Origin of the sequence: Bacillus sp. C30 (assembly GCF_040838255.1) — a bacterium.
GTDB lineage: Bacteria > Bacillota > Bacilli > Bacillales > Bacillaceae_G > Bacillus_A > Bacillus_A mycoides.
The window spans coordinates 1-1,637 of record NZ_JBFPJH010000538.1 but is presented as its reverse complement, the minus strand read 5'-3'; the positions used below and the strand labels follow the sequence as shown (position 1 = coordinate 1,637).

Annotated in this window: 3 protein-coding genes; 2 read left to right on the top strand and 1 reads right to left on the bottom strand. The window is 35.1% G+C overall.

Annotated elements, in window-relative coordinates; genetic code table 11:
• Positions 1–15: 15 nt before the first annotated feature.
• Both AB3X49_RS22635 and AB3X49_RS22630 read left to right on the top strand, forming a co-directional pair.
• Positions 16–813 carry a lipid II flippase family protein gene (locus AB3X49_RS22635; protein WP_002189473.1) on the top strand — a complete coding sequence of 266 codons (798 nt, stop codon included), beginning with the start codon at positions 16–18 and terminating at the stop codon, positions 811–813.
• 33 nt (positions 814–846) lie between these two features.
• Entirely contained in the window at positions 847–1,422 is a 576-nt protein-coding gene (locus AB3X49_RS22630; protein ID WP_367964873.1) for a nucleotidyltransferase family protein, read from the top strand.
• Between the two features lie 39 nt (positions 1,423–1,461).
• Here the strand turns inward: AB3X49_RS22630 and AB3X49_RS22625 are convergent.
• Positions 1,462–1,637, bottom strand: a 176-nt coding sequence (locus AB3X49_RS22625) for an alpha/beta fold hydrolase (RefSeq protein WP_367964875.1), incomplete at its 5' end; no start/stop codon positions are given.

Genomic DNA, 1,637 nt, shown 5'->3' with positions numbered 1-1,637 from the left:
AAACTGGTGAATCACATGTCAATTACGTTAATTTTTATAATGGCTTTCACAATTGTTATCCACGCAGTTGAAACTAGCTCTTATAGTATTCGATTAGCTGGTGTCCGTTTAAAAAAGATTGTCGTTGCCTTATCCATCGTAGGAATGGTACTACTTATTTCAAGAACATCTAACTTACTACAAGCTTTTTTAATTGGTGGTATTGTCGATGAAGCAAAGCTAGATTCTTCTATTGATTTAGAGCATATTATACGGCTCGTTCTATTATCTGCTTCTGTCGGTACATTGCTCGCGATTATACTCTATCCAACTTTGACAAAGCTATTTGGATACGTCATTCAAAACTTTGAAACAGATGGTTCATTCATTCGAATGATGAAGACGAATAACATTCAAAAATTAAAGTACACAAAAAAATATGTACGCTTTCCAAAGTTTGAGATGATTCATCGAATGCGTATTGGCGGAATTCCGAAGCGAATTATGCTTATTAATATGTTTGCCACTGCCATTTATACAGCTGGTGTTCTTTCCGCACTATATGCTTCTTTTTTAAATCCGACTTATGCAACAAAGGCTACTACAGCTTCTGGTCTTGTTAATGGTTTTGCTACTATTTTATTAACAGTTTTACTAGATCCACGTATCGCTCTTTTAACAGAACGGGCTCTTCAATCAGAAGAAGGTGCTGAAGCAATGAGTAAGATGTATGGTTGGCTCATGATTTCTAGACTTCTCGGTACATTATTAGCGCAACTATTATTCATACCAGGTGCTTACTGGATTACATGGATTATTAAGCTTATGAATTAATTCACTCTAAAAAAAAAGTAGGTGTACTATCAAATGACTATTAAAACCGAACAAGATATTATTCAATTGATCCAAAATGATCCGTGGATGATGGATGTATTACAAATGGCAAAATCACTAGAGCTACCTGATTGGTGGATTTGTGCCGGGTTTGTCCGTTCTAAAATTTGGGATGCATTACATAACTACAAAGTAAGAACAGCTACACCAGACGTTGATGTCATTTATTATGATGCATTACATAAAGATGAGGTATACGAACAATCATTAGAACAGAAGCTGACGAATATGGATGCCTCTATCCCTTGGTCAGTAAAAAATCAAACTCGCATGCATGTAGTGAATGGAATGCCGCCATACTCTTCTTCTGTTGATGCTATTTCTAAATTTCCTGAAACAGCAACCGCTCTTGGTGTTTCTTTGGACGAACAAAACAAAGTCATATTAACATCCCCATGCGGAATAGAAGATGTACTTTCATTACAAGTGAAACCTACACCTCATTTTCTTGAAACGAAAGAACGAATACATATGTACAACAAAAGAGTTAATCAAAAGAAATGGCAAAGTAAATGGCCTAATATTACAATCACTTATCCAGAAATTTAAAATAGAGCGCTTCGCATTATACGAAGCGCTCTTTCTTTTTTAGTTCAAAAAATGAATGACTGTTTCAGCAAATCGATCAGCTTCCTCATAATGTGGTGTATGGCCACTCTCTTCGAATATGATATGCTTCCCATTTTGAGCATCTTTATTAAATGTTTCAATTTGTTTTTCACACGTTACTACATCGTATTTTCCTACAATTAATAACATTGGAT